The organism is Nesterenkonia massiliensis (assembly GCF_000455245.1).
In the GTDB taxonomy this organism is placed as follows: Bacteria; Actinomycetota; Actinomycetes; order Actinomycetales; family Micrococcaceae; genus Nesterenkonia; species Nesterenkonia rhizosphaerae.
On record NZ_HG005171.1, the window covers coordinates 10,355 to 31,801 of the forward strand.

Below are 21,447 nucleotides of genomic sequence, written 5' to 3' on the forward strand. Positions count from 1 at the left end.
ACGCGTCCGCGCTTCTCCGGCAGCAGATGCTCCATGCTGTACCCGGAGACCTGACGGTCAAAGCGCCCGAAGGACGTGCGGATATGACCCAGATTCTGCGTTGCGAGGTCCAACAGCTGCCTGGCGGTAGTCCCCTGCGCGCGTCCGGATCGGGCATCAAAGCTGCCGGTCCCCCCGTTGCCGAACAGCACGGTGAGCGCCTCAATATTGTCCGCAGTGCGTCCGTATCCCAATGCCCTGGAGCCGCAGGCGTTATTGCCGATCATCCCACCGATAGTGCAGCGGGTGTGCGTAGAGGGGTCCGGGCCAAAGCGCAGACCATGCGGGGCAGCTGCTCGCTGCAGATCAGCATGGACAACCCCGGGCTGGACCCGAGCGGTGCGGGACTCAGGGTCGATATCCAGAATCCGGTTCAGATCACGGGTATCCACCACGATGCCCTCACCCACCGCGTTACCGGCGATAGAGGTCCCGGCTCCGCGCATGGTGACCGGTACCTGCAGCTGTTGGGAAATCTCGTGGATGGCATGGAGTTCCTCCAGCTGCTGCGGACGTGCCACCACCTGTGGAACAACCCGGTAGAGGCTGGCGTCAGCTGAGTACATCCCCCGCGTCAGAACGGAGGAATCCACACCGCGAACTCCCGCCCGCAGCAGCTCCCTGCTCAGCTGCGCGCTGAGCTCGGCTGTGCTCTGAGCGTCTGTGGTCGGCCTCACCTTCGGCAGTCTACCTACGAGCGCTGCTCACCACTCAGGGATGCCGCAGGAGGTTCAGATACCAGCGCCCTGCTGAGATTCCGCCATCGTGCGCTCCAGTGCCGCACCCTCGACATCGACGTCGGGCAGGATCTTATCCAGCCACTTAGGCAGCCACCAGGCAGCGGGCCCGCACAGCGTCAGCAGTGCAGGCACCAGCAGCAGGCGCACCACGAAGGCATCCAGCAGCACACCCACCGCAAGCCCCAGGCCGATGGAGGCGATCATGGGATCCGGAGTGAAGACGAAGCCGCCGAAGACGCTGGCCATGATCAGCGCTGCCGCGGTGACCACCGCCCGTCCAGCGTGCAGCCCCTGGCGCACGGCCAGCCTGGGGGCCGACCCGTGGACATAGGCCTCACGCATCCCAGAGGCAGTGAAGAGCTGGTAGTCCATGGCGAGACCGAAGAGGATGCCGACCATCAGAATCGGCAAGAAGGTCATGATCGGACCGGGCCGGCTAATCCCGAAGATGTCTCCGAGCCAGCCCCACTGGAAGACCGCCACCACCACGCCGATGGCACCGGCCAGCGAACCGACGAAGCCCAGGGTGGCGATCACCGGCAGCAGAATTGAGCGGAAGACCATAATCATCAGGACCAGAGAGAGACCGATGACCAGGCCCAGGTAGAGCGGCATGGAATCGGCGATCACATCGGAGACGTCAATCTGCGCGGCGGTGATACCGGCTACTGAAAGCTCGGTGTCCTCCACGGCGGTACCCGCCAGCGGGTTACCATCACGGAACTCATGGACCAGCTCTTCGGTGGAGGCTGCCGATGGACCCTCCACCGGCACCACCTGGAACGCGGCCATGGTCTGGTCCTCAGAGAGCGTGATAGGCACGACGACGTCGATGCTCTCGTGCTCCAGCAGGGTTTCAGCCACATCGAGCTGATAATCCTCGGGCTGCTCTTCCCCTAGGTCAGCCGGCAGATCCGCCAGCACCACCAGCGGGCCGTTCATGCCCTGTCCGAAGGATTCCTCGGTTTCCACATAGGCCTGGTGAGAGAGTGAATCCTCAGCCTCAGTGCTGGCATCAGGCAGGCCCAGGCGCAGGTCCATGGTGGGCAGCGCCAGAACTGCCAGTCCTGCGATGGAGAGCAGCGCGATGGCCGCAGCCTTCAGCCCGCCCATGGGAGTGGTGATCTGGCGACTCTTGGCAGTGTCGAAGCCGACGTAGCGGCGTTCTTTACGGCGCAGGATCTTCCAGCCGGTGAGCTTCAGCAGGGCTGGGGTCATGGTGGTGGCCATCAGCACGGCGATCACCACACAGAAGGCCGCCACCGTACCCATCAGGGCCAGGAACGGGATCCCGGTGACGTTCAGCGCCAGCAGGGCAATCACCACAGTGGCTCCGGCGAAGACCACGGCGTTGCCGGCTGTGCCGTTGGCCAAGGCGATGGACTCGATGAGCGGAAGCCCGTCCTTGAGCTGGCGCCGGTGTCGGTTGATGATGAACAGGGCGTAGTCGATGCCTACCGCCAGACCCAGCATCATCCCCAGAATCGGCGTCATGGACATCATTTCGACCACACCGGAGAGCGCCATGGTACCGGCGACGCCGATGCCGACTCCGATCAGGGCGTTGAACAGCGGCAGCCCAGCGCCGATGAAAGTACCCAGCATTACCAGCAGCACCACAGCCGCCACGATCAGGCCGATGACCTCGGCGATGCTGAACAGGTGCGGCATCTCAAAGGCCAGATCACCCGAAGGCAGGATTTCTACACCGGCAATACCTGCCTCGGTGAGAGTGTCGGCGATCTCAGCCAGCTGCTCGGTGCCGATGTTCTCCAACGCGTTGTCAAAACTGATCATCAGGATGGCCACATCGCCGTCGTCGGACACCATTTGGGCGCCTGCAGCAAGGTCCAGCATGCGCTCGCCGCGCTCGAGCTCCTCAAGCGCGCCGCCGGCCTCCTGCTGGAACTGCTCCTCACCGGCTTCAAGTTCCTCGCGCCCGGCGGCCAACTGCTGCTCGCCCGCCTCGAGTTCAGCTTCGCCAGCCTCGATCTGGGCCAGCGCGCCCTGCAGCTGCTGACGCTGGGCCACAATTTCAGCACGCTGAGCGTTCATCTCCGCAGCTACCGACGACCAGTAGCCGCCATTGACGGCTTCCTCCACGGCAGCGTCCAGCTGCGCGTCGGCCTCCTCCAGCTGCGCCAGTCCGGACTCAACCTCCTGCCGGTTGGCTTCTAGCTCCTGACGCCCGGCTTCGAGGTCGGCTTCTCCTGCTTCGATCTCATCCCAGCCGGCGTCCAGTTCAGCACGGGCAGCATCGAGCTCCTCACGTCCGGATTCGACCTCGGCACGGCTGGCTTCAAGCTCATCCTGGGTGGCGAAAGGGTCGGTGACCTCGGCGATCGCTCCATGGGATTCCAGCTCTTCGAGCAGTTGGGCGATCTCCGCCTGCTGCTCTTCGGTGAAGGGCTCCCCGGACTCAGTGCGCGCTACCGCGGTGGCGCTGCCGGCGCTGGCGTCGGGAAGCTCTGCGGTGAGCCTGTCAGCCACGGCGCTGGTCTCCAGATCCGGGATGGTGATCTGGTCTGTGAGCTGACCACCGAATCCGATGAAGGCCGTCACCGCCACCGCCAGCGCAGCCAACCAGGCCGCGATGATGGTCTTGGCCCTGCGGGCGGCGAACAGTCCGAGGCGGTAGAGAAGCTTGGCCATGTGTAGAGGCTCCTAGAGGGTCTTCTTCAGTGCTGAAGGAAGCAAGAGGGTGCGCCAGTGCGACACCCACCCACCTATCCTAAACGGAACGCCCCGTCTCGCAATTGCCGTTGCGAACGAAACAGCTCTCATGTGATCAATATCACCCAAAGGTGCGCAGGGAGGGCTCAGTCGGAGGCCCCCTGCGGCTGAAGTCCACGTACGACGACGTCGACCAGCGTCTGCGCCCAGCGTTCCCCTGGAGGCTGCCCCACCAGAAGACGAAGGATGAACGGGTCCCCTAGTGCCGCGGTGACGGCGGCCAGGTCTGCCCCGGGGCGGATTTCTCCACGCTCCTCAGCGGACCGCAGCCGCTGGACCAACCGCCCGGTGTCCCAGAAAGCAGCACCGGAGAGCAGCTCCTCGGTGGCCGGGTCTTCCTGCACCCCCGCTGCCACCAGACTGCGGGCCATGCTGATAGTGCTCGGTGTAAAGGCCTCGCTCATCATGCTCTTGGTCCAGGTCAGCAGGTCAGCGCGAAGATCCCCGGTATCTGGCAGATCCACCAGCTCCATGTCTGTCTGGCCGGTCACCAGTGTCTCCAGGACCACTGCCGCTTTGTTCTTCCACCAGCGGTAGATGGTCTGTTTCCCCACACCGGCCTCTGCGGCGATTCGCTCAACGGTGAGGTCCTCGTAGGGAATGCTGCACAACAGTCGCGCAGTGGCCTCCAGGACTGCTTGATGAGAGGCCTCACTGCGCGGTCTTCCGCGCTGCCGGGATTCGGCCTGTACCTGGTCTGCCATGGCCAACATGGTAGCCGCAGCTGGCGGCCCATAGACTTTCCTGCATGCCCGTTCCGCTTGTCCGACAGCCCCTGCCTGCATCTTTGGCCCAGGCGGATTCAGCGGCCGGGCTCTTCGGTGCCCTGCGGCAGCGCCTGCCCGGTGTTCCCATGGCCTTCCTGGACAGCAGCGATCATTCTCACACCCCACGCCCAGAGCGCAGCCGCTACAGCATTCTGGCGTTCAGCTTCGGTCCGCAGGCCACAACGGTTCAGCACCGCAGCCGCCGGGAGTTTCTCAACTGGCTCGCCCACGCCTGGGACGCCCCCGATGACGTTCCTCATGCCGCCCAGGAGGACCCAGCATTTCAGCTGGGATGGGTCGGAGTCCTCGGCTATGAGTACCGCACCCAGTTCTTCTATGCCACCCACGCGGTGGTGGTGGATCACCATGCCGGCACCGCTGAGCTGCAGAGCCTGGGCGAGGACTCTGGGTGGGTGGAAGCCGTCACCGAGGCTCTGCAGCTCGCCCAGTCAGGCCAGCTCGCCCAGTCCCGCCAAGACGTGCTGCAGACCAACGCGGCGCAGGCCGTTGCCCCCGGTGTGCTGCGCCAGCTGCGAGCCCGGGACTCGCAGGCCGAGTATCTTGGCAAGATCGCTGCGGCCCAGGAACAGATCCGCCGCGGAAACACCTACGAGGTCTGTCTGACGACAGCAGTGAACGGCAGCCTCACCGCTGACCCGTGGCAGAGCTACCTGCAGCTGCGCGCGCAGAATCCCGCCCCCTTCACCCAGTACCTTCAGCTGCCAGGATCCGCCTTTGACGGTGAGGACACGGTCATTCTCTCCACCTCTCCAGAACGATTTGTGCAGGTAAGCTCCGCAGGCCTGATCCGGTCGGAGCCGATCAAGGGCACGCGTCGTCGTCATCTGAATCCGGATCAGGACGCGGCCGCGGCAGATGATCTGCGCGTCCATCCCAAAGACCGGGCAGAGAATGTGATGATTGCCGACCTGGTGCGCAATGACCTCTCCATTCACGCAGCACCGGGGACTCTGCGCACCGAGCGGCTCTGTGCGGTGGAAACCTATGCCACCGTCCATCAAATGGTGTCCACCATCAGCGCCCAGCTGGAGCCAGGAGCTTCCCGGGCACGAGCCGTCTGTGACGCCTTCCCTCCGGGGTCCATGACCGGGGCTCCGAAAGGGTCAACGATGCAGATCCTTCAGGATCTGGAATCTGGCCCGCGCGGTCCATACTCCGGGGTGGCCGGATATTTCAGCTCTACCGGTGCCTGCGATCTCTCGGTGCTGATCCGTGCCGCAGTGCTGACCGCAGGAGAACCTGGCTGCTGGGACTTTCATCTCGGCCTCGGTGGTGCCATTACTGCCGATTCAGAGCCACAGGCGGAATGGGAGGAGATCCTCACCAAGTCTCGCGGTGTCCTAGGTGCCCTGGGCGCTGAGTTTCCGACAGAGCCCTATCCCTGCTAAGACGGCGGAGCAACGCGATCCTGACAGATATCCGCCTGACAGATATCCGTTTGTGAGATATCACTGCTCAGCCCTGAGGCTGCTGCCCGAGAGACGCTTCCAGCTCGGTGATCTTCTCGGCCTGGCGATCCATCAGCACCGCGAAGTCCCGGTCCTCCACATTGATCGCACTCATCATCACCAGGTTCTGCCCGAAGGCTGCGCTGGCTGACTGGCCTTGGGTGACCCCGGACTCTACCTCTACCTCGCTGAGGAACTGCATGTTCACCCCGGAGAAGGGCTCGTGGTCCAGTGCACTGATGGTGATCTGTTCTGTGTCATTGCGCAGCCCCTGGCCCTCGCAGGCTGCCAGCAGCTTCTCCCAGGTGCTGGATGTGTCAACATCCCGGGGGTAGCTCAGCATCCAGACGAAGAGCAGCTCCGGCGAGCCGTCAGCGCCGGTGCGCCGGTACTCATGCAGCACCCCGGTGAGAGCCCCCTCCCCCACCAGGTTCAGATTGATCTCGTCCATCTGGCGCGCGCAGGCATTCGGGCCGAAAATCTCGGTGTAGACACCCGGATTCACCGCAATCTTCTCTTCGAAGTAGGCAAGCCCGGTATCAGTGGAGTGTCCTTCAGGGGGATTCACCAGATCTGAGGAAGTCAGCAGGACATCCATCATCTGATCTTCGGTCAGATCGGTGATCTCAAGTTCGGCGGTTGCCGCCTCAGCGGCGCTGGTCTCCATGTTGGTCTGCGGTGCTGGCGAGGTGCCCGCTGATGCGTCCTCAACAGTGACCGGGCTGGCGGTGCTCTCGAGGTTGGTGGAGCCGTGCACGCTCACGCTGCAGGCGCTCAGAACGCACAGCGCAACGGCGCCACTTCCAGCAAGCAGCGCCGCAGATTTTAAGCCGTCCAGCCAAGCTGGACCGGTGGTTTCTACGTGGGGCACGGGTACAGGGTAGTTGAAATCTGTAAAACCGACTATCACCTGTGCCTGAACATCGCCTGCGCCCGGGGCTACTGAAGCCCTGATGTGAGCCGGAAGACATTGTCCAGATACCTGATATGCCAGGGTCTAGAGATCCATTCGTTCAGGTGCAGCTCCTCTGAGATGTCCAAGTATCCAGAGAACACCTCATAGATCTCGCGGACCTTGGCATCATCAACGATCATCAAGGTGACCTCCAAGTTCAGCGAGAAAGACCGCTGATCCATATTGGAGGACCCCAGGACCGCGACGTCGTCGTCTATCAGCATGAACTTCGCGTGCAGCACATCTGGTTCCGGATAGCGGTAGATCCGCACCCCAGCCTCCAGAAGGGCCTGATAGTAGGACTGCTGCGCGTGCTGGACGGTGAACTGGTCCGCCTTGCGACTGACCATCAGGATGACGTCCACATCACGGTGAGCCGCATTGGTCAGCGCATAGAGCAGCGAATCATCCGGCACCAAATACGGGGTGCAGATGACCAGCCGGTCAGTGGCCTGGTAGATCAGGTCGTTGAAGAGCCGAAGATTATTCTCATCCGGGAAGCCGGGCCCGGAGGGCACTACCTGCACCAGCGAACCACCGGTGGCAGCCTCATCGGCCTCCAAGTCCACCAGCAGCTGCTGCCCCAGGTTCTCCCCAGTTTCGGCATACCAGTCGGAGGCGAAGACGATATCCAGCCCGGTGACAGCCGGCCCGGTCACCACGGCATTAAGCTCCACCCAGCGCCGCCCCATGCGTTTGGCCGAGCGCCGCTGGTAGTGCGGTTCAATGAGGTTGGCCGAGCCGGTCAGCGCGGTTTCGCCGTCGATCACCACGATTTTGCGGTGATTGCGCAGATCCAGGCGGGAGAATCGACGCCGCAGCGGACGTACCGGAAGCACTCGGTGCCACTGGATCTGGGAGCGCTTCAAGCGCCGTTTGAGCCGGCCATAGCCCTTCACCCGGAAAGTCCCCAAGTGGTCATAGAGCATTCGCACCGTCACACCCCGACGGGCAGCCCGCTCCAAGGCATCCAGCACTGGCCCTGAGTATTCGGGGTCATCTCCGACGATGTAGAACAGCACATGGACATACTCCTGGGCCTGGTCGATCTCCTGGACCAGCCTGTCGAAGAGGTCCTTGTACTCCGGCAACAGGGTGATGTGATTGCCCTCCTGGATGGGGAAGGCCCCCAAGTTGCGGTTCAGGGCTGCGGTGGCTCCGAGCTGCTCGTCATAATCACGCAGCTGGTCTGTGAGGTCCATGTGGCTGGTGGCCTCCAGCAGTGCAGTGTTGATCCTGCGCTGGCGTTCCTGACGGCGTGCGGAGAGCTTATTGCGCCCGATCAGCAGGAACAGCGGCAGCGCCACCAAGGGGATGAAGAAGATGGCCAGCAGCCACGCCATGGCGGTATTAGGTCGCCGGTTATCGGGGATGATGCCGATCACCGCCAGCCGGATACCGACCTCCAGCGCGGCAACGATCAGGACAATCCAGTCCGGCAGTGCCTCAATGCTCAGCCCACTCAGTGGCCACATCATTGGGACCACCTGCTGAGATGCACCGGATTCTCCATTCCCTCCATCCTATGTGATGGGGATAGTCTTGGAGCATGGCCGAGCACTTCCAGGAAGATTCTGTTTCCTCCGTTGCCGTTCGCATTGACGCCGAGCATCCCCAGGGGGTGCTCTTCGACCCGCACCAGCCTCAACTGCGCGTCACCGATTTAGGCGTAGTCCGCGGTGACGGGGTCTTTGAGACCATGCTGGTCATCGACGGCGCCGTGCGGAAGCTGACCCCGCATCTGAACCGGCTGCGCCGCTCAGCAGATATCACTGAGATCGGCATCCCCCCTGAGGAATCCTGGCGAGCAGCCATCCAGTTGGGTTTGGAGGAGTTCCGTACCCGCGGCGGGCTGCCCGAACAGCTGAGCATCCGGCTGACGGCGACCCGCGGCGTCGACGGCGAGCCGGCCAGTGAGGACCCCCAGTTCGCCGGCACCTACTGGGCCCTGCTTGCCCCAGTGCCGGCTACTATGCTGGCCTCGCGCGGTAAGCCTATTGCGGTCACCCTGCTGGACCGCGGCTACAGCTCGGATGCTGCCGAGCGGTCCCCCTGGCTGATGCTCAGCGCTAAGACCCTGAGTTACGCGGTGAATATGGCAGCTGGCCGCTGGGCGCGTCAGCATGGTTTCGACGATGTCATCTTCCTCAGCTCCGACGGTCAGGTGCTTGAGGCCCCGACCTCCACAGTGCTGATGTACAGCGAAGACGCTGAGGGCACCCCAGTGCTGACCACCCCCACACTCAGCACCGGAATCCTGCCAGGCACCAGCCAGGGCGCGATCTTCGCGGCAGCGGAGCGGGCCGGCTGGAAACTGGCCTACGGACCGGTGACCCCGGAGGACCTGAAGGCCGCTCAGCACGTGTGGCTGCTTTCCTCGGTCCGCCTGGCGTCACCGGTGAACCGTATAGATGATCATCAGTTGGAAGTCAGCACCGAACTCACCGCTACGCTGATGGACTTCCTGGCCCAGGACCTGGCCGAGACCTACCCCACCGAGAGCTGAGCTCGCAGAGGCCCGGCCGGGGATTCATCCGGCGCTTAGCCGATGTCCCGTGCGTTGGCCAGAACGGGAATCAGCCCGCGGGTTCTCTCCACCACCGTTGGATCCAGATCAGCCACCAGCAGTTCGGGGGCCTCTCCGGCTTCAGCAAGAATCTCACCGGCCGGTGAGATGATCATCGAATGCCCCACCCCGGTGGGTGCACCTTCTGGTGCCGCGACCCCCGCAGCCTCAGGAAGCCCCTGCCCGCAGGCGATCACATACTGCGTGGAATCCAGAGCTCGTGCCTGGGCCAGCACTCGCCACTGCTCCACTTTGCCTGGTCCCGCCCCCCAGGAGGCTGACAACAGTGTGGCCTGCGCCCCGGCCCTGGCGTGATGCTGGAAGAGAGCGGGGAAGCGTATGTCATAGCAGGTGGCCAGGCCGAAGTTCAGACCCGTGGCCGCAAAACGCACCGGCGCTGTGCCCTGCTGCACGGTACGGGATTCCTGGAAACCGAAGGCATCGTAGAGGTGCAGCTTCTGGTAGGAGGTGTCAACAGTGCCTTCGCTGGTGGGGCCATTCACCAGCAGCGTATTGGCTACACGGGCGGTGCCCTGCTCGGAAGGCTCTGCGGGTGTGAACATGCCGGCGACAATCACCAGACCGTGGTGGGCGGCGATGCTGCGCACCTGCTGAGCCCAGGGGCCATCGAGGGGCTCCGCGATAGAGGTCAGGTTGTAGCCGAAGGCGCGTTGGGCGGCTTCGGGAAAGACCACCAGCTCAGCACCTGCTGACGCTGCTTTTCCGGCCCACTGATCAATGAGGTCAAGATTCTTCTGGAGGTCCTTGCCGGTGACTATTTGGGCTGCCGCTACTCGCATGGTCTCACTCTACGCATTTAGGGTTACGGGGGTAGGCTGGTCTCGGCAGAGGTCGTTCGATGCACTCAAAGGAGCACCCGATGGACAAGCTGATGGATAAGGCCCTCACCATGGGAATCTCGCTGGCAGGTGGCTTTGTGGCCACTAAGGCCTTTGACTTCGCCTGGCAGAAGATCACCGGCGAAGAAACCCCTAAGCACGACGACGTCGATGCGGTCTCCATCAAGAAGGCGCTGGTTTTCGCGGTCAGCTCCGCAGCTATTACCGCCACAGTGCAGATTCTCTCGCAGCGGGGCGCTAAGAGCGCCACACGTAAGCTCAAGGCGGCCTACGGGAAACGCTCGGAAGTCTGAGCGGGATCCTCGTGCACTGACCGCCAACCCGTGGTTCAGTACTGTTGGCGGGCTTGCTTAGACCTTATTCTTGCCGTCGCGGCCCATCAGATAGGCAAGGCCCACGGCGCTGAGCACTGCAGTTCCGAAGGAGAACCCAGCAGCCAGCGCTGGCTCGCCGGTCAGGGCCACCACACCGGCAATCACGGCCAGAATTGTCATCACTGCGAATGCGACCTTGAGTATCATGGGTCCACTTTAATCACTGTTGAGCTCTCGCCGCACTCCTTTTTCGCGGCTGAGCCTGTCAACAGCAGTGGCCAACTCATCATCAGTGAGCAAATCACGACGCAAGTGCTTGGTCCGGTAACCGGCCCTGCCCACCACATGGGCACTGACCGGCGCGGTGAGAATCATCAGTCCCCAGGCCAGCAGTGCCACCGCCACCCATACCCAGGACCGCCACATAATGCACACTGCCAGGACCAGCATCAGCAGACCCAGCACCTGAGGCTTAGTGGCTGCGTGCATCCGGGAATGCAGGTCAGGGAAACGCACCAGGCCAATCCCTGCAGCCAGCGACATCAGTCCCCCCACCACCAGAAAGACTGCGGCAGTACCGTCGAGCACCGCATCCAGCGTAGACCCCCCTGAGGCTGCCGCCGCGAGAATGAACGTCATTGCTTGTCCTCCTTCTTCGGGACAAAACCAGACTTGGTCAGTGCGGCGAACCAGGATGTTGATTCATCTGCAGCGCTCGCCCCAGGGGCTGCAGGTTCAACAATAGGCACCGGCGCGGTGGCGTCCTCTGGCGCATTCTGGTGAGGCCCTGCGGCAACATACCTTGCGATGGCCACCGCCCCGAGGAAACCGATCATGGCAGTAATGACCACGAAGAGAATGAAATCCTGGTGCCGCCTGAAAGCCATATCGGTGAGCATCACGGACCCGACGATGATCAGAATGACATCGACGCTGATCACACGGTCCAGCACTGAGGGGCCGCGGAAGACCCGGTATACCGCGCAAAGAGCGCCGATGGCCAGCAGTGCCTGAGTGATCCAGTAGGCAATCTCAAGCATCAGACTTCACCTGCCGAGCGCCGGGAGTCATCCGAGAGTGAAGTCAGCGGAGCATCCCGTTCAGTCTTGGAGAACCCTGCCATCCGTCCAAGTCGGCGTTCGGCTTTTACCACCGCCAGATCGGAACGGTTCCCGCAGGTGCGGATGATCAGTGCCTCTGTGCGCAGGGCGTCTTGGCGGATACGTTCGGCGTCGGTGTCATCGGTGACGTTCAACGCATGCAGATACAAGGTGGCGGTAGTGCGGTCCACATCGATCACCAGGGAGCCTGGCACCAACGCCAGGGAATGCCCGGTGAGGGTCACGATGAGATCATCATGGCTGCGCAGCTGAATGGAGATGATGGAGTTGCGCACCCGGGGGCCCTTGACCACAGCAATCCATGAGACCTGGAAGCTGGCGTAGACCATCTTGCCCAGGAACCGAACCAGGAAGACCAGCCCCCAGAATAGATTGATCCGCCCCGAACCGCGTAGTGGCGGCAGATAGAAGAGCCGAACGATGATCACCGCGTAGACCAGGCCAATGATGAAGGTGCCGAGCTCGAAGCTCTGCCACACCGCCATCCAGAAGAAACCCAGGAAGAGGATCAGTGGCAGTTCCAGCCGCAGCGGAGTCTTGGGTCTACGCATCAGTCACCGCTTCCTTCCTCATGCTGATCATGTTCAGGGTTATCAGCGTCGGTCTCAGTGCCGTCTTCCACGGTGGAGGAACCGTCCTCGTCGGTCTGGTGCTCAGGTTCCAGTGAGGTGCGAATAGGCGCAAACTCTGCTGCGCCGTCGTCGCCGGTGGTCAGGTCGATGAGATGTCCGGTGGTGAACTCCACCAGCTCCTCACGCACACCGTCCACGCGCTCCTCCCCCAGGACCGCCTCCAGATAGGGAGTGCGTTCATACATATCCTGGGCAGCAGCGCGCGAGAAATTCATCAGCGGGCCGGCGAAGACCGTGAAGGCCACAGAAAGAACTACTAGAGCCGCAGTAGGAAGCACCATGGTGGGAGGCAGCAGCCGCTTATTCGCCGCCCGCGCGTGGGCCAGAGACTTCGGCGTCAGCAGCCGGCTGCGTTCCTCAACATCTTCGGCTTTCCGCCAGAAGCCGCGGGACCAGATCCGCGCAACTGCCAGCAACGTCAGCAATGAGGTGACCACCGAGGCCACCACCAGAGTCCAGGTGATCCAGGTGTTCTCTGCGATGCCGCCCTGCATCATGCCCAGCTTGCCGACAAAACCCGAGAACGGCGGAATACCTGCCAAGTTCATCGCGGGGATGAAGAAGAGCACCGCCAGGGCCGGCGATAACTTGGCCAGACCACCGAGCCGGTCCACATTCGAGGTACCAGCTCGGCGTTCAATCAGACCGGTGACCAAGAAGAGGGTGGTCTGAATAGTGATGTGGTGGGCCACATAGTAGATCGTGGCGGCCATACCGATGATGCTGGAGAGCGCCAGGCCGAACACCAGATAGCCGATATGGCTGATCAGCGTGAAGCTGAGCATACGTTTGATGTCCGTCTGGGCCAATGCTCCCATGATGCCGACAATCATGGTTAGTGCAGCCACAATCATGAGCGCCGTATTGATCCGCTCCCCTGGGAACAGCAGCGTTTCTGTGCGGATCATCGCGTAGATGCCCACCTTGGTGAGCAGCCCAGCGAAGACCGCGGTGACCGGAGCAGGGGCTGTGGGATAGGAATCCGGAAGCCAAAAAGCCAGCGGGAAAACTGCAGCCTTGATGCCGAAAGCCACCAGCAGCAGCACATGCAGCATCAGCTGGGTGCTGGGCTCCAGGTCCCCGAGCTTCAACGCCAAATCCGCCAGGTTCACTGTCCCGGTGGCGGCGTAGATCAGGCCGATGGTGATCAAGAAGAGCATCGAGCTCAGGATGGAGACCACCACATATGTCACCCCGGCTCGAATACGGGCTTCACCGCCGCCCAAGGTCAACAGCACGTAGGAGGCGGTCAGGAAAATCTCGAAGCCCACGTACATGTTGAACAGGTCCCCGGCCAGGAAGGCATTGGACACACCAGCCACCAGGATCAGATACGTGGGGTAGAAGATCGAGACCGGTCCGGAATCGTTCTTCTCCTCCGCAGCGCCCTGGCCCACTGCGTAGAGCAGCACGGCCAGAGTGATGGCTGAGGAGATCACCAGCATCAGTGACGAGAACCGGTCAATGACCATCGAGATGCCGAAGGGCGCGGGCCAGCCGGCCAGACTCACCGCATGGGTTCCACCGTTCCAAACCTCAGAGAGCAGGAAGGTCTCCAGCACCACGGTAATGATCAGCGTGCCTACCGTAATGGAGCGCTGAATGTTTTGGTGCCGGTAGAACGCAAAAGCGAAGGCCGCGCCGAAGAAGGGCAGGAGCACCGCCAGGGGCACCAGGGTAATGATGCTGAATTCCATGGCTACTTCCTCCCCTCTTTCTGCTCGGCCTGCTTGCTGGCAGGTCCTTCGTCTGCAGTGTCCTGCTCCGGTTCGGGGACGTACTCGGAGGTACGCAGCTTGCCAGTATTGGGGTCAAGCTCATCGATGAATTCGGACGTTTCGGTGCTGACCTCAGCGTCTTCTTCGGGGTCGTAGGCGCCGACCGCTTCGGCCACGCGGCGATCCTCCTCGTCGTCGGCGACTTCATCCTGACGAGCCAGGACCCAGGAGCGATAGATCAGCGCGAGCATGAAGGACACCAGCGCGAAGGCGATCACAATGGCCGTCAGCAGCAGGGCCTGCGGCATCGGGTCCAGGTATTCCTCGGCGTCCATCCCGTCCCGCACAAGGGGCGATTCTCCGGCCCGTCCTGCGCTCTGCAGGATCAGCAGGTTCACACCGTTAGAAATCAGGATGATGCCCAGCAGTACTCGAGTCAGGGATCGCTCCAGCAGCAGGTAGATGCCCACCGCCATCATCACGCCCATCACTACCAGCAGCGTCAGATTCAGCGTCATCGCGCCACCCCCATGCTGGTTTCGGCGTGGATGCCGTGGCCCAGTGTTGAGCTGCGCCGATTCTCCTGTTCGCTACGCACGTCGATCTCCGAACCCAGGCTGCGCAGCACATCAACGATCAGGCCCACCACCACCAGGTAGACCCCGACATCGAAGAGCACGCTGGAGACCAAGTGGTGTTCCCCGATCACCGGAATCGCCAGATCCACAATGAAGCTCTGGAAGGCCTGCCCGCCGAAGATCAGCGGGAGCACACCGGTGAAGCAAGCCACTGCCAGACCCCAACCCATCAACGCACCTGCAGAGAACGGAATTGCGGCTTCAAGCTCGTAGCGACCGCCTGCCAGATAGCGCAGCACGAAGGCCAGACCCGCCAACAGGCCGCCGGCGAAACCTCCACCAGGAGTGTTGTGCCCAGCCAGCAGCAGGTAGACGGAGAGCAGGACGATCGCGTGGAATATCAGCCGGGTGACCACTTCAAAAATGATGGAACGGTGCTCCGGGGCCAAGGTCCGCCCCGCTACCAGCCAGGCTTCACGGGCCACCGTGGCGAAGGAGCGGGCGACCTCCACCTCTTTGATCTGGTTAGGTGAGAGTGCTTTGTCAGACAGCACCCGTCCCACCGAACCGGTGGGCACCTCATGCAGTTGGCGACGCTGCACATCTCGGCGCTTCACGAAGATCAAGCTGGCCACACCGGTGGCTGCTGCGGCCAGCACGGTGATCTCACCGAAGGTATCCCAGACGCGGATATCCACCAGCGTGACGTTGACGATATTGCGTCCGTGGCCGACCTCGTAGGCCATCCACGGGTACTCAAGACTGATGGGCTCATGGATACGCGAGCCCATGGCGATCGCGGTGGCGCACATGATCACCAGACCGAAGGCTGCGCCCAGCAGTGCGCGGCCCACCCGGAAACGGGTGGGGTTCTGCGTCCAAATTCCAGAGGGCAGGCTGCGCAGGGCCAATACAAAGACCACCAGCACAATGGACTCCACCAGCAGCAGAGTCAACGCCAAGTCGGGGGCTCCCTGTAGGGCGAAGATACCGGCAATGCCCCATCCGCAGAGGCTGACCATCAGCACCGCCATAAAGCGTTTCGGCGCCCATACCGCGCCTAGGCCGCCACTGATGATGATCAGCGCGAGCACAATCTGCATCGGCTGCTCGGCCACAATGACCTCGCCAGGCCAGACCTGGCCGCTGAAGGCGATGACGCCGGCAGGAGCCGCCGTAGCCACCAGCAGAATGATGAAGAGATACCAGCCCAGGGAACCACGCTGGGTCTTGGAGGTCAGCCAGACAGCCACATCGTCCAGCGTCCTGATAGTGGCCCGGTACATGCGCTCCGCGTCCAGAGCCGCCGGAACTGCGCGAGCCTCCGAGGTCACGCGCCCACGCAGCCAGAACAGGCCCAAACCGAGCGCCCAGGTCAGCACCGAAAGTCCAAGTACCGGAGTGAAGCCGTGCCACAGTGCCAGATAGGTCGGGTGAACCTCCGGTGCCACCGGATCAAAGAGCGTGGCAAACGGCTCGATAAGCGCCTGCACCGGTCCTGGGACCAGCGCCAGCAGTACCGTCAGGCCCGCCAGTACAGCGGGTGAGGCCAGGAATACCGCATCAGGGGTGCCGCGGAATGCGGTAGCCGGAAGCGCTGCGCCGTCGTCGTCAGTTTTTGCCGCGAAAGCACCCCATAGGAACCGCGCCGAGTACGCCACCGTCAGTGCCGAGGCAATGACGACGCCGACCATCACCACCCAGCCCCACACGGGGCTGACAGTATCGGCCGGATGCAGCGCGTAGCTGTAGAAGGACTCGAAGACCACCTCTTTGGCAACAAAACCGAAAAGTGGGGGCAGGCCCGCCATCGAGGCTGCAGCGATTACCGAAATGACCAGCAGCGGTTTCTGCGCCCTACCGATTCCGGAGAGCACGCGCAGGTCACGTGTGCCAGTTTCGTGGTCGATGATGCCGACCACCATGAACAGAGCGGCTTTGAACAGACCGTGGGCCAGCAGCATCGCCGCACCAGCCAGAGCGGCGTCCTCGGTGCCCAGGCCGTTGACCATCATCAGGAAGCCCAGCTGGGAGACCGTGCCATAGGCCAGAACAAGCTTGATATCGGTCTGCCGCAGCGCGCGGTACGCGCCGACAATCATGGTGGCCAATCCCAAGCCCAGCACCAAGGGAAGCCAGAACGTGGAATCGTGGAAGCCAGGGGCGAAGCGAGCCACCAGGTAGACACCGGCTTTGACCATCGCCGCGGCATGCAGATAGGCCGAGACCGGCGTGGGTGCGGCCATGGCCGCGGGCAGCCAGAAGTGGAAAGGCACCAGCGCGGACTTGGAGATGGCGCCAAGCAAGATCAGCACCATGGCGATATCCACCGCCACGCCGGTCAAGGTGTCCGCGGCGGCCATGATCTCCGAGATCCGGTAGCTCCCAGCCAGTTGGCCGATCCAGAGCAGACCCACCAGCATGGCGAGCCCGCCCAGAGTAGTGACAATCAGCGCCTGGATAGCTGACCGGCGTGCAAAAACACGGTGGGCTGAGTAGCCGATGAGCAGGAAAGACAGGATCGTGGTGAGCTCCCAGAAGATGAAAAGCATCACCAGGTCATCAGAGAGCACTAGGCCGAGCATGGCGGCGGCAAAGGAGAACAGCTGCGCCGCAAAGGGGCCAGCGGCGGTCTCGGCTGGCGGAAAGTACCGTGCGCAGTACAGCATCACCGCGGCGCCCACACCAGAGATCAGCAGGCAAAGCGCCAGCGCCAGTGCATCCATGCGGAAGGCCAGCTCGACGCCGAGCTGGGGAATCCACTCGAAGATCTCTGCTGGCGGAGCATTGGGCTGCCCAGAGGCAGCACCCTGCTCAGCCTCCAGGACCGCCGGGATATAGCTCAGCGTCCAGACGAAGGCCGCCATGAGGATAGCTGCAAGCAGATAAAACGTGGGACGCCCGAGGCGGCTGAAGATCCAGGGTGTCGCGATGCTCACTGAGAAGAGCACAGCAAGCACTACAACCATTAAAGAAACCTTTCCAACACCCTGAGACTTCCCTCCATGTTAACAGGTATGCGTTACTATCCGCCTCGTGAGCACTATTTCAGCGCAAAGCGCACAAGCCCTGGACAAGGCCCTTATTGCCAAATGGAGTCTTTGGAGCTGGGGCAACGCCACCGTCAGTGCACTGATGGTGACATTTGTCTTCGGCACCTACATCGCCGATGCGGTGGGCCCCGGCGGGCAAGGTGCGCAGTACCTGACCACCGCCAACTTGGTAGCCGGCGTCATCATCGCACTGACCGCACCGGTGATTGGCCAGCGCGCAGATAAAGCCGGGCGACGGCGCCTGTGGCTGACTATCAACACGCTGCTGGTGGTTCTGCTGTGCGCTGCCTGCTTCTTCGTGAAGCCAGAACAGTCCTATCTGCTGCTGGGGGTGAGCTTGATGGCAGCAATGACGCTGTTCGATGAGTTCGCCAACCTGAATTACAACGCAATGATCACCGATATCTCCGACCACAACCGCATGGGCCGGGTCTCTGGTATCGGCTGGGGCGCAGGCTACCTCGGCGGCATCGTCATCCTGGCCATCGCCTACTTCGGTCTAGTCGCCGGTGAGCCCCCCTTCCTCTTTGGACTCAGTGATGACGAGGCGATCAATATCCGCGTCGTCGCACTCGTCGGTGCCGCCTGGTTCCTGCTCTGGGCCCTGCCATTGCTGTTCACTCGGATGAAAACCGCAGACCAGTTCACCGCTGATGAGCGGGTTTCTGTGCTGGAGTCCTACCGCCGGCTGATTCGAGTGGTGGTGGGGCTGTGGAAGGACGATCGGAACACCTTCTGGTTCCTGGTGGCCTCCGCGGTGTACCGCGACGGACTCAGCGCAGTGTTCACCTACGGCGCGATCCTGGGCGTGACCATCTACGGATTCACCGCAGGAGACATTCTGCTGTTCGGCATCGCCGGCAACGTGGTGGCAGCTCTGGGCGCCATTGCCGGCGGATTCTTCGACGACCGCTTCGGCCCTCGGCGGGTCATCATCACCTGCGTCAGCGCACTCATGGCTCTGGGAGCCATCATGTACTTCTTCGACGTCGAGCGCGAGATCCTCGGCATGACCATTACACCCACGGGGGCATTCTGGGTCTTCGGGCTCTCACTGTGCCTATTTGTGGGCCCGGCGCAGGCGGCATCGCGAGCCTTCGTGGGCCGGTTGGCGCCGCCTGAACGAGCCGCTGAGCTCTTCGGCCTCTACGCCACCGCTGGGCGGTCTGTGGGTTTCTTGACCTCTGGCATCAGCGCTGTGCTGCTGACAGTGGCCCTGGGCGCCGACGCGCAGGTGGAGGATGCAGAAAAGGCGCTGATCATCGGCATCGTCGTCGTATTGGCCGTGGGCCTGGCGCTGATCCTGAAGGTCCACAACCCCACCAGCACCGCCAAGATGCGGGAGCACTGAGCTGGTCCCGCGGGCGGGGAAACCCCGCCACGCTCTCGCTCGGCTCACGCCGAGCTTCACGCCTAAAGCTAGTCCCGCGGGCGGGGAAACCCCGCCACACTCTCGCTCGGCTCACGCCGAGCTTCACGCCTAAAACTGGTCCCGCGGGCCGGGAAACCCCGCCACGGCCATGACGTGGCCCGCACCCCCGCGCGGCGGACGCACGGGTCCCTGACGTCACGGCTCCACTCGGCGGGCTCACGCCGAGCTTCACGCCTAAAGCTAGTCCCACGGGCGGGGAAACACCGCCCGCTAGCCTCAGCACACTGAATAACGTAAGGAAACTGCCGAAACTACCCCAAAATCAGGAGAGTTTCGGCAGTTTCCTTACGTTTTGTGCGGTGCGGGCGTGGGCCTAGGAGATGATCGTGCGGTGGAAGTTCTCGTGTGAACGCGAGGCGGTAGGTCCGCGCTGCCCCTGGTACCGGGACAGATGCACCCCGGCGCCGTAGCCGTGTTCAGCCGGCGATGACAGCTTGAAGAAACAGAGCTGACCGATCTTGGAGCCCGGCCACAGCTTGATCGGCAGAGTCGCCATATTTGAGAGTTCCAGCGTCACCTGACCGGAAAAGCCTGGGTCGATGAAACCCGCCGTCGAATGGGTCAGCAGTCCCAGTCGGCCCAGGGAGGACTTCCCTTCCAACCGGGCAGCAATGTCATCGGGCAGAGTCACCGTCTCATAGGTGGCCCCCAGCACAAACTCACCGGGGTGCAGGATGAAGGGTTCTTCCGGGTCTACCTCGACCAGACGTGTGAGATCCGGCTGCTCCACCGAAGGGTCAATATGGGCGTATTTGTGATTGTCGAAGAGCCGGAACATTCTCTCCAGACGCACATCCACACTAGAAGGCTGGATCATCGATTCATCCAGGGGATCCAGCTGGATACGACCGGAGTTCAATTCAGCGCGAATATCAGCATCAGAAAGCAGCACTGAACCAAGCTACCACCGAAGCCCCGGCCCCAGGGGTCTGGGGCAGAAGCCACACCGGCCACTAAGGTGCCAGCGGTTTGCCGATCTTAGGATCATGCTTGCTGCGGGTGAAGACGGTGACGGTATCAGCGACCTCTTCCAGCTCCTGCAGCCCGATCTTTCCGGTCATAATGACACTGGTTTTCGGGTGCCGGGCACGTACAGCCCGGACGACCTCGGCGGCGTCGATCAGCCCGTGATCCACTGCTCGGGTGATCTCGTCCAGGATCACCAGCCCACCCTCCACCGAAGCCATAGCCCGGCGGGTCTTCCCCGCAGCGCTGGGCTTCTGCACTGAGCCCCACGCGCTCCAGGGCTTCCATCGCCTGTTCGCGCTGCTCGCTGCGCGCCGTGGAGGCGAACCAGTTCCGTGGGGACCGCGCCCGCCCCAACGATCCGTAAATCACATTGGTGAGCACCGAGAGCTCTCGCACCAGATTGATCTTCTGGAAGACAACCCCGACGTCGCGGCGCAGTGCGGTGATCTCGCGTTTGCCCGCCGTCGTCACCTCCGTGCCCAGGACCTCCACGGATCCTGCGGTGGGGCTGATCAGCTTGGTGAGGCACTTCTGCAGAGTGGATTTGCCCGAGCCGTTCGCTCCCAGCAGCACCACGGTCTCTCCGGCGGAGACATCAAGGTCAACCCCGGAGAGCGCGCGGGTGCCGTTGGGGAAGTCCTTGACCAACCCGGATACTCGGATGACCCGCTGTTCAGCAGCGGGTTGGATCACTGCTCATCCTCGTCGGGCAGATCGGCGTACTGATCAAAGCCGGCGGCTTCGAAAGCACGCCGCGTCGGGTCGTAGTCCACATCCTCTGCGGCGACAAATTCCGAACCGATGTATTTGTCATTCTCGCCGGTCTGCACGATGGCCTCGAGCAGAATGTCCTGGTTCTCCAGCAGGCTGTCCTCCAGATGCTGGGCGCCTTCATCCCCGAGCCCCACACAGGCGATAAAGAGGTAGTTGGGAAGGTCCGGCCCTTCCTCGAGGATCTCCACGGCGTCGGCGCCCATGAGTTCCTGCAGCTCATCGAAGCCCTTGATGCCGGTGCCCAGGGCATCCCCATCGCCACCGGCGAGGGCTTCCAGCTGAGTATCTGAGAGCGGAACGATGGTCACGTCCCCGGCCTGCGGGTCAAGTCCCGCGGAGTCCAGCATCTCCAGCGGTCCCAGGTGTCCGGAGGTGGAGCAGACCACCTTGGTCAGCATGGTGCCGCCTTCGAGGTCTGCCACCGATTCCAGATCCGAGTCGGTGCGCTTGAAGATGGCGGCCTTGTAGTTGTCGCGGGTGACTCCCACCAGCGGGATCGCGTCGGCTTCTGCCTTTTCGGCTGGGCCGGTGAGCAGCACATCGAGGTCGTCGTACTCCAGGGCGGTGGCAGCGGCGGTGCGCGAGGACATCGGCTGGAATTCCACGTCCAGTCCGGTGACCTCTTCAAGCGCCACCCGGAAGTCCTCGAATTCCAGGACCAGGGTCTCCAGTCCTTCGACTCCGGTGTAGGAGAAGCGCAGCGGCTCGTGGGCGGCGCAGGCCCCGG

Annotated in this window: 20 protein-coding genes and 1 pseudogene; 4 read left to right on the forward strand and 17 right to left on the reverse strand. The window is 62.7% G+C overall.

Annotated features, from left to right (window positions below; all coding sequences use genetic code 11):
- From TX78_RS10210 to TX78_RS10220, 3 genes are all read right to left on the reverse strand, one after another.
- The coding region (locus TX78_RS10210; protein ID WP_044496054.1) for an FAD-binding oxidoreductase at window positions 1-716 on the reverse strand (716 nt) is incomplete at its 3' end.
- A 54-nt stretch (window positions 717-770) separates the two neighbouring features.
- A complete protein-coding gene (locus tag TX78_RS10215) occupies window positions 771-3,431 on the reverse strand; it encodes an MMPL family transporter (protein ID WP_044496056.1) in 2,661 nt (886 codons plus the stop codon).
- Window positions 3,432-3,598: 167 nt separating this feature from the next.
- Window positions 3,599-4,216: a TetR/AcrR family transcriptional regulator gene (locus tag TX78_RS10220; RefSeq protein ID WP_044496141.1), complete on the reverse strand. Its 618-nt coding sequence runs from the start codon at window positions 4,214-4,216 to the stop codon at window positions 3,599-3,601.
- A gap of 44 nt (window positions 4,217-4,260) precedes the next feature.
- Between TX78_RS10220 and TX78_RS10225 the strand changes: the two genes are divergently transcribed.
- A complete protein-coding gene (locus TX78_RS10225; protein WP_049897813.1) occupies window positions 4,261-5,688 on the forward strand; it encodes an anthranilate synthase component I family protein in 1,428 nt (475 codons plus the stop codon).
- 67 nt (window positions 5,689-5,755) lie between these two features.
- Here TX78_RS10225 and TX78_RS10230 read toward each other — a convergent pair whose 3' ends face one another.
- The gene (locus TX78_RS10230) at window positions 5,756-6,619 is read right to left on the reverse strand and encodes a hypothetical protein (protein ID WP_147640468.1); all 864 of its coding nucleotides are present in this window, start codon (window positions 6,617-6,619) and stop codon (window positions 5,756-5,758) included.
- 68 nt (window positions 6,620-6,687) lie between these two features.
- Window positions 6,688-8,181 carry a cardiolipin synthase gene (gene cls, locus TX78_RS10235; protein WP_101750644.1) on the reverse strand — a complete coding sequence of 498 codons (1,494 nt, stop codon included), beginning with the start codon at window positions 8,179-8,181 and terminating at the stop codon, window positions 6,688-6,690.
- 71 nt (window positions 8,182-8,252) lie between these two features.
- On the opposite strand from cls, the gene TX78_RS10240 reads away from it, so the two are divergent.
- Window positions 8,253-9,209, forward strand: coding sequence for an aminodeoxychorismate lyase (locus TX78_RS10240; RefSeq protein ID WP_044496060.1), 957 nt, complete (start codon window positions 8,253-8,255; stop codon window positions 9,207-9,209).
- A gap of 35 nt (window positions 9,210-9,244) precedes the next feature.
- Here TX78_RS10240 and TX78_RS10245 read toward each other — a convergent pair whose 3' ends face one another.
- Complete coding sequence (locus TX78_RS10245; protein ID WP_044496062.1) at window positions 9,245-10,069, reverse strand: carbon-nitrogen hydrolase family protein; 825 nt, start codon at window positions 10,067-10,069, stop codon at window positions 9,245-9,247.
- A gap of 80 nt (window positions 10,070-10,149) precedes the next feature.
- On the opposite strand from TX78_RS10245, the gene TX78_RS10250 reads away from it, so the two are divergent.
- Entirely contained in the window at window positions 10,150-10,422 is a 273-nt protein-coding gene (locus TX78_RS10250) for a DUF4235 domain-containing protein (protein WP_044496064.1), read from the forward strand.
- A 57-nt stretch (window positions 10,423-10,479) separates the two neighbouring features.
- Here TX78_RS10250 and TX78_RS13790 read toward each other — a convergent pair whose 3' ends face one another.
- The 7 genes from TX78_RS13790 to TX78_RS10280 are packed head-to-tail and all read right to left on the reverse strand — an operon-like array spanning window position 10,480 to window position 17,461.
- Window positions 10,480-10,650 carry a hypothetical protein gene (locus tag TX78_RS13790; protein ID WP_158644333.1) on the reverse strand — a complete coding sequence of 57 codons (171 nt, stop codon included), beginning with the start codon at window positions 10,648-10,650 and terminating at the stop codon, window positions 10,480-10,482.
- A gap of 9 nt (window positions 10,651-10,659) precedes the next feature.
- The gene (gene mnhG, locus TX78_RS10255; protein WP_044496065.1) at window positions 10,660-11,082 is read right to left on the reverse strand and encodes a monovalent cation/H(+) antiporter subunit G; all 423 of its coding nucleotides are present in this window, start codon (window positions 11,080-11,082) and stop codon (window positions 10,660-10,662) included.
- Entirely contained in the window at window positions 11,079-11,483 is a 405-nt protein-coding gene (locus TX78_RS13000) for a monovalent cation/H+ antiporter complex subunit F (protein WP_069956274.1), read from the reverse strand. Before TX78_RS13000 ends, mnhG begins: the two co-directional genes overlap by 4 nt.
- On the reverse strand, window positions 11,483-12,115 hold the full coding sequence (locus tag TX78_RS10265; protein WP_044496067.1) for a Na+/H+ antiporter subunit E: 633 nt from the start codon (window positions 12,113-12,115) through the stop codon (window positions 11,483-11,485). Before TX78_RS10265 ends, TX78_RS13000 begins: the two co-directional genes overlap by 1 nt.
- Window positions 12,115-13,893 (reverse strand): Na+/H+ antiporter subunit D, encoded by a 1,779-nt coding sequence (locus tag TX78_RS10270; RefSeq protein ID WP_081652744.1) that lies wholly within the window; start codon window positions 13,891-13,893, stop codon window positions 12,115-12,117. The genes TX78_RS10265 and TX78_RS10270 overlap by 1 nt, the downstream gene beginning before the upstream one ends.
- Window positions 13,894-13,895: 2 nt before the next feature.
- A complete protein-coding gene (locus tag TX78_RS10275; protein ID WP_044496069.1) occupies window positions 13,896-14,432 on the reverse strand; it encodes a Na(+)/H(+) antiporter subunit C in 537 nt (178 codons plus the stop codon).
- Window positions 14,429-17,461: a Na+/H+ antiporter subunit A gene (locus TX78_RS10280; protein WP_044496070.1), complete on the reverse strand. Its 3,033-nt coding sequence runs from the start codon at window positions 17,459-17,461 to the stop codon at window positions 14,429-14,431. The genes TX78_RS10275 and TX78_RS10280 overlap by 4 nt, the downstream gene beginning before the upstream one ends.
- A 67-nt stretch (window positions 17,462-17,528) precedes the next feature.
- On the opposite strand from TX78_RS10280, the gene TX78_RS10285 reads away from it, so the two are divergent.
- Window positions 17,529-18,896, forward strand: a complete 1,368-nt coding sequence (locus tag TX78_RS10285) for an MFS transporter (RefSeq protein WP_044496072.1) — start codon at window positions 17,529-17,531, stop codon at window positions 18,894-18,896.
- 394 nt (window positions 18,897-19,290) lie between these two features.
- Here TX78_RS10285 and dcd read toward each other — a convergent pair whose 3' ends face one another.
- The 4 genes and pseudogenes from dcd to TX78_RS12785 form a co-directional block, all read right to left on the reverse strand.
- The gene (dcd, locus tag TX78_RS10290; protein WP_044496074.1) at window positions 19,291-19,869 is read right to left on the reverse strand and encodes a dCTP deaminase; all 579 of its coding nucleotides are present in this window, start codon (window positions 19,867-19,869) and stop codon (window positions 19,291-19,293) included.
- A 61-nt stretch (window positions 19,870-19,930) separates the two neighbouring features.
- Window positions 19,931-20,164 (reverse strand): cob(I)yrinic acid a,c-diamide adenosyltransferase, encoded by a 234-nt coding sequence (locus TX78_RS14640; RefSeq protein ID WP_049897814.1) that lies wholly within the window; start codon window positions 20,162-20,164, stop codon window positions 19,931-19,933.
- Between the two features lie 19 nt (window positions 20,165-20,183).
- Window positions 20,184-20,639: pseudogene (locus TX78_RS13320) on the reverse strand (ATP-binding cassette domain-containing protein); the annotation flags it as partial.
- Window positions 20,636-21,447 (reverse strand): PhnD/SsuA/transferrin family substrate-binding protein (locus tag TX78_RS12785; protein WP_081652747.1); only part of this gene is annotated, 812 nt, incomplete at its 5' end. The pseudogene TX78_RS13320 and the gene TX78_RS12785, both read right to left, overlap by 4 nt.